Source organism: Pontibacter rugosus (assembly GCF_042678745.1).
Taxonomy (GTDB): Bacteria; Bacteroidota; Bacteroidia; order Cytophagales; family Hymenobacteraceae; genus Pontibacter; species Pontibacter rugosus.
In genome coordinates this window covers 1-6,503 of record NZ_JBHTLD010000241.1, presented here as the reverse complement: position 1 = coordinate 6,503, position 6,503 = coordinate 1, and the positions used below count along the sequence as shown (strand labels likewise).

6 protein-coding genes are annotated in these 6,503 nt (G+C 41.6%); all 6 read right to left on the bottom strand.

The window, feature by feature from the left end; translation table 11 throughout:
* Nucleotides 1–565: 565 nt before the first annotated feature.
* The gene (locus ACFQ2O_RS18810; protein ID WP_377531592.1) at nucleotides 566–1,693 is read right to left on the bottom strand and encodes a DegT/DnrJ/EryC1/StrS family aminotransferase; all 1,128 of its coding nucleotides are present in this window, start codon (nucleotides 1,691–1,693) and stop codon (nucleotides 566–568) included.
* A 1-nt stretch (nucleotide 1,694) separates the two neighbouring features.
* The gene (locus ACFQ2O_RS18805) at nucleotides 1,695–2,291 is read right to left on the bottom strand and encodes an acetyltransferase (protein ID WP_377531588.1); all 597 of its coding nucleotides are present in this window, start codon (nucleotides 2,289–2,291) and stop codon (nucleotides 1,695–1,697) included.
* A 248-nt stretch (nucleotides 2,292–2,539) separates the two neighbouring features.
* Nucleotides 2,540–3,157 carry a sugar transferase gene (locus ACFQ2O_RS18800; protein ID WP_377531584.1) on the bottom strand — a complete coding sequence of 206 codons (618 nt, stop codon included), beginning with the start codon at nucleotides 3,155–3,157 and terminating at the stop codon, nucleotides 2,540–2,542.
* Nucleotides 3,138–4,310 carry a glycosyltransferase family 4 protein gene (locus ACFQ2O_RS18795; protein ID WP_377531580.1) on the bottom strand — a complete coding sequence of 391 codons (1,173 nt, stop codon included), beginning with the start codon at nucleotides 4,308–4,310 and terminating at the stop codon, nucleotides 3,138–3,140. The genes ACFQ2O_RS18800 and ACFQ2O_RS18795 overlap by 20 nt, the downstream gene beginning before the upstream one ends.
* Before the next feature lie 479 nt (nucleotides 4,311–4,789).
* On the bottom strand, nucleotides 4,790–5,764 hold the full coding sequence (locus ACFQ2O_RS18790) for a polysaccharide deacetylase family protein (protein WP_377531576.1): 975 nt from the start codon (nucleotides 5,762–5,764) through the stop codon (nucleotides 4,790–4,792).
* Nucleotides 5,764–6,503 (bottom strand): hypothetical protein (locus ACFQ2O_RS18785; RefSeq protein ID WP_377531572.1); only part of this gene is annotated, 740 nt, incomplete at its 5' end. The genes ACFQ2O_RS18785 and ACFQ2O_RS18790, both read right to left, overlap by 1 nt.

Below are 6,503 nucleotides of genomic sequence, written 5' to 3'. Positions count from 1 at the left end.
TCTGCTTCTGCGGCATGTGAATATGAACGCAAAGAGTTGAACATTAGTTATATTGATGAGTAAATTCTACTGCATACATATTACTTATTTTTCAGCTCAGACAAATAGCATTATTGTACTCTTCTAAAATATGCTCAAGGGCTACAACAGCATCAACATTTTATTAATTCAACTTAATGAGTAGATGTATTGGTTAACCAAAGTTGCAATTAATTTATAACGTTGAATTCAACCTACCCCTAATCCCTATAATGCTAATCTTGTAGGGGAAAATAAACTACCGCAAGATTAAAGCTTTCAGCTTTCGTGGTACGTGTCGTGCACCCACGTATTTAAACCTAGCCCCATGAAAAGCTCTAAGTCGAAAAATGAAGCAGTATGCTGGCAATGTAGAGGGAGTTGTTTTTCTCTACAAGATTAGCCCCGGAGAAGTTAAAATGAACTCCATTTCCGGTACGCTATTATCTAACAACTCAGGTTCTTTATATAAGCCTTTTTTACTAAAACCAGTAAACCTCAACTATTGCTGTAGTTGAGGCTTACTGGTTTTAGTAATTTCTAACTGTTAAAGTACTTCCTTCATCTTTGTTACCACTCTTTCCAGATCCGCGTTAGTTAAGTTAGAGCCGGAAGGCAGACATAAGCCAGATTCAAATAAGCGCTCACTTGTTCCATCGCCGTAGAATGGCGAATTTGCAAAAACAGGCTGAAGGTGCATCGGCTTCCAAAGCGGCCTCGATTCGATATTATCCTTTTCTAAATGTAACCTTACAGTTTCACGATCAACACCGTTAGCCGCATTAACTAAAATAGTACTTAGCCATCTATTTGAATAGTAATCTTCACTTGGCTCATCACAGAATGCTACAGCGTCGGATGAAGAGAAAATTTGCATATAGTACTCATGGTTACTTCTTCGTTTTTCTACTCTCTTCGAAAGCACTTCCATTTGTCCACGCCCTATGCCTGCACAGATGTTGCTCATGCGGTAGTTATAGCCAATATGAGAGTGCTGGTAGTGAGGGGCTGCATCTCTGGCCTGTGTAGCCAGAAAACGAGAAGTTTTGATCCATTCCTCATTTTTAGACACTAGTGCTCCGCCGCCAGAAGTCGTAATGATTTTATTCCCGTTAAACGAAAGAATACTCATCGCACCAAAAGTACCCAGCTTCTGCCCTTTGTAAGAAGACCCTAAAGCTTCAGCCGCGTCTTCTACAACCGGGATTTCATACTTATCGGCAATCTCCATGATGCGGTCCATTTGGGCCGGCATACCATACAGATGCACCACAATAATGGCTTTAGGCTTTTTGCCATTCTCTATCCGATCAAGTATAGCCGCTTCCAGGTACTTCGGAGACATATTCCAGGTTTGTTCTTCACTGTCTACAAATACCGGTGTTGCCCCTTGGTAGGCGATTGGGTTAGCAGAAGCAGAGAAAGTCATGGTTTGACATATCACCTCATCGCCAGCTTTTACGCCAAGTATAATCAAGGCAAGGTGCAGTGCAGCCGTACCTGAGCTAAGTGCTGCCACATGCACATCCTCACCCAAATAAGATGCTATATCTTGTTCAAAACCATCTACATTTGGCCCAAGTGGTGCGATCCAGTTTGTATCAAAAGCCTCTTTTACAAAGTTGAACTCGTTATCGCCCATGTGCGGCGAAGAGAGCCATATTTTATCGTTCATATTAACATTTTTTTATAACCTTAGCCGGATTTCCTACAGCCACTACATGATCTGGCAAATCTCTTAAAACTACAGCGCCAGCGCCAACTTTACACCATTTTCCGATTTTTACTCCGGGAATCACTACAGCACCAGCACCTATCCAGGTACCTTCACCGACTGACACATTACCGCAAAGTATGGCTCCCGGCGAGACATGAGCAAAGTCACCTATCATACAATCATGATCTACCTTAGCTCCTGTGTTAACAATAGCATGTTTTCCTACAGAAACATCAGCCTGCAAAACTGCCCCTTGCATCACGACAGTACCTTCATCAACAGTGGCTGAGGGCGACAAGATAGCAGTTTTATCAATAGCTTGTCCATACGCTACTTCCAGCTCTTTTGCTATTTTGGCCCTGATGCTGTTATTGCCGATACTAATGATGAGTGGGGCCTCCAGCTGTTGCTCATTTGCTAAAGCACCAAGTACCGATATCCCATTCAGCTCTTTCAGGTCAGGGTTATCATCAAATAAACCTGCTATGCTTATGCCTTTGCCTTGCAGAATGTCGATGATCACTTTAGCATGTCCGCTAGCTCCGTATAGGTACATTTAGAGTAGTTTAGAGTTATGAGTGGAATTAAAGTTACAGTTGTTATTCAGAAAGGTCACAATTTGTCCAGATCGTGACCTGAATTATTAGCTGTCTGAATCAGGATTTACAGGATGTATGGATGAATAGGATTTTCTATAGTGAAAGCTATTTATACTTACACACTTTGTTTTATAGCCAGGCTGCTGCGCGGATAAGTCGCGTTGTGTCTTTATGAAATCATGCATCTTTACTGAAACCATTTATATCACCGGTCATTCCCCTGAAACTTCGGCATTGTAGCCACTCCCTCCGCGCTGATACCTTCAGACTTGAAGATTTTCAGAATGGTGAGGAAGATAATTTTAATATCCAGCATGGGCGACATGTTATCTACGTACCACACATCATACTTAAATTTTTGGTCCCAGCTTATCGCGTTGCGGCCATTTACCTGAGCCCAGCCCGTAATGCCAGGCTTTACTTCGTGGCGGCGCTGTTGTACTTGGTTGTAAAGCGGGAGATACTCCACCAGCAAAGGCCTCGGCCCTATAAGCGACATATCACCTTTGATTACATTTAGCAGCTGCGGCACCTCATCAAGCGAAGTTTTACGAACAAAGGCACCAACAGGTGTGAGGCGTACCTCATCAGGAAGCAGGTTGCCCTGCGCATCCTTCTGATCGTTCATGGTTTTATACTTGATCACTCGGAAAATCTTGCCATGTTTACCAGGTCGACGCTGCAAAAAGAAAGGTTTCCCACTGTTGGCAATTGCCAGCAACAGCGTTACAACAACAAAAACCGGTAACAGTAGGGTAAAAGCAATCAAACTAAGGATAAAGTCTATTGCGCGCTTAAGAAAATTACGGTATAGCCAGTTCATGCTTTTTCAGGTGTTCTTGATATTCTTGATACAACAGCTCCCAAAAGTGCTGCTGATCATACCGTTCTACAATCATTCTACGGGCGTTCGCTTGTAAATGCAAGTATAAGTCCTTGTCCTCCACTAATCGTTCCATTGCTCGCAATAGCGCAGGTGCATCTTTAGGAGGTACGATAAGGCCATTCATCTCCTCCACAACAATTTCGTTGCAGCCATTTATATTGGTTACGATACTTGGCAGGTTAAAGCAGCCCGCCTGCATGGGCACATTCGGGAAACCTTCGCGATAAGAAGGAAATGCTAATGCATGACTTATAGCCAGGTAAGGGCGCACATCATTTTGATAGCCTACTGAAAGTATGGAAGAGTTATGTTCGATTTCCTGTAGCGTCTCCACCGGAAGCGGATCCAAGTCCTGCTCCAGCGGCCCCACCAGTAATAGTTTTACGTGGTTATGCTTTGCCTGCAGTGTTTTGAAAGCAGCAACTAATTCCTGAATACCTTTATCTTTTACAAGCCTGCCAATAAAAACAAATACAAAATCACCGGGTGTTAATCCTAAGTGGTTTTTAATATCATGCAACTTTGCAAAATCAAGTGATTCTTCCTGAAAAAACGCTGTATTGATTCCATTGCTGCTGCCGTTGCCGATTACCTTTACTTTTTCTGGCCCACAAAAGCCACTATCAAGTATAAACTTCTTGAGTACAGTTGAGTTTGGATACACTTTGGTAGCACAAGCGTATGTTAATTTTTCTACAGCATCAAGCACTTTACGTTTTGTACCTGAAGCCTCCATCAATGGCAGGCCTGCTACTGTGTGTAATCGAATAGGTACACCGGCTAGCTTCCCCCCCAGCATCCCCACGATACCCGCCTTCGGTGTATGCGAATGAATGATCTGGGGCTTGTGCTTTTTACAAAGCTTATAGAAGGCCCACAGTGACTTCAGGTCCTGCAAAGGAGTTACCTTTCGGGTCATTGGCACAATGTGCAGCGTGCTTTCCTGCTCCTGTTGCACAATTACCGCCTCTGGCCCATCAGCTGAAACCATGATCGGCTCAAAACCTTTAGAGCGCATATACGGGAGCTGTCCTGTAATAAGCTTTTGCAGGGAGAGCGGTACTGTGGTGATGCGAATAAGTTTAATCATATTTAAATCCCTCCCTTGGCCTCTCCTAAAAAAAGGAAAGAGTGGAGGATATTATTATGTGCAATTTAAGAATTTAGAAGCGCTTATTTTAAACCTATGCCTACGTTACCACATATTAAAAACGCTTACCCTACAGAGTGTTTAGACTTGTCATCTCGATGAAAGGTGAGACCTATCTGGAATTTTGGAAAAACTCACCTGTCATGCAGTTTGCTTAAAAGATATCCTGAAACGCGCCTATACTACCAGCTTGTTCATCTGAGTCTGTGTATTCGGAAACTTTAAATTTAACCAACATTACAAACTAAGATATATGAACCCCAAAATTTAAACCATAACAACCTCTTACCCATTTATATAGTAGCCGAACTAGGCTAGTGCTCGACAAATTCAATCTTTTGAGTTGGTAATTGTCATTAGCAAATCTGTTGAAGTCTTCTTACTAATCATTTCTGATTTTTATTTTGGCGCAGCACTAGTTACCCCTCCTTCACATACTCCTGAATCTCCTGCATGGTCATACTTACCATACCATACTGCTCCTGCAATTTATTGTAATGATTGATAATTACACGAAGATCAGCCATACTTTGCTCAGGATAATTGCCAAAATTATGAGGATGCCACCACAGGTGGTAACATTCCTTACGTTTAGCAGCCTCCGTCATTTCACTTAGTATACGCTTGAGCCGAAGGTTATTAAGTATAGCTTTGCTTCCTACTGGTCTTAAAAAGCGGCTGGCAGGAATAGACAAAGGTAAACCTTCTGTTTTTGACAGCGAAGTTAGGTTAAAGGAAGTACGCTTTCCTAATGGAAAATAGCCATCTCCGGTTCTAAACACCTTATTGAGCAGTTTATCTTCCACAGTATCTTTCCAAAACCAATCCTGTGGATTAGATCGGACACTTGTTATTCCTTCATCAAAGCAAACTTTTAGATAATCCTGATTATACTGATTACGAGGAAAAACAAGCGAACGCATAGGAACACCCACCTGTTCAGCAACCTGCTTGGCTGCACGTAAATCACTCCGGAATTGCTCAACTGTTTGCCCCTGCTCTTTGCAATAGTAGTGGCTAAACGTATGTGTGGCTAATTCCTGATGAGGAGTTTGTGCTATCAGCTTAACAAGTTCTGGAGCAAAGAAATTATCCTGCAATTGCTTCTCCGCATGCAAATTAATCTGGTTATAGGCAGAAAGGAGAGGATTCAAGTATGTAGGTTGATGTTCTGGCACCATGCTGCTCCAATCTGACCAGTCTTTGGCAAATAGCATCCCTACTGTTGCCCAGGTAACATGCACCTGCTCCTGCTCAAACAGACTTAACAGTTTAGGAATTACGTTGCGGGTATTTCTAAAGTACTGGTAGCGGCTTTCGAGGTCAACTTTATCGAAAACACCCCAGTACAATTCAAAATCTAGGGAAATGGTAAAGACAGGTATGGTTTGCATTATACTACTCGTAATCTTTTGCGTGGTGCTTCGGTAACAATGTTTCCTTCTTCAGCTATGTTCAACTTTTTACGTTGCTTGTACTCCATAAAAGCTATAATCACGAAAAACAGGAAGTACATCACTTGACTTTTCTGTCGGATCACAATTCCCAGATTAGCCATAACAAAGGACAGAGCAATAGATGAGGAGATAAAAATAACTGAACTCATTTTTACCATTGATGATGAATTCTTGAAAAAACCGATAAAGTCTTTATCAAACAATTTCCAAGTTAAAAGCAGATACAGAAGATTTTCAATAGATATATACAATGCTAATGCACCAGAAGCATCAAAAAACAGCGGTCTAAACCAAAAAGTAAATAGTTTAACTGGTAATGAATAACTATTCATGTCTACTCCAGAGCCGGCTTTTGCTAAATTACCTGCCCGTGTTTCAGCAAATTCATCAAAACTTTCAAATGGGTTTTCGGCATCTATGTTAGCAACAGCTAAGATTTGATCATACATTAAAGCTAAACTACCTGCAAAAGCTATATAGACAAATAACTTTTGATATAAAGGCACTCTCTCCTGGCCAGTAAAAAATCCTAAAACAGCACCAACTCCTAAAAATAAAAACATATGGGGTCTTATACAATAAACTATAAAAGCCCCTAATAGTAACGAAACAATTCTCTTTTGCGGAGTACGCATTGCATAAGTAAATAGCCCAATGCCCAAGAAAATCAAGGAAC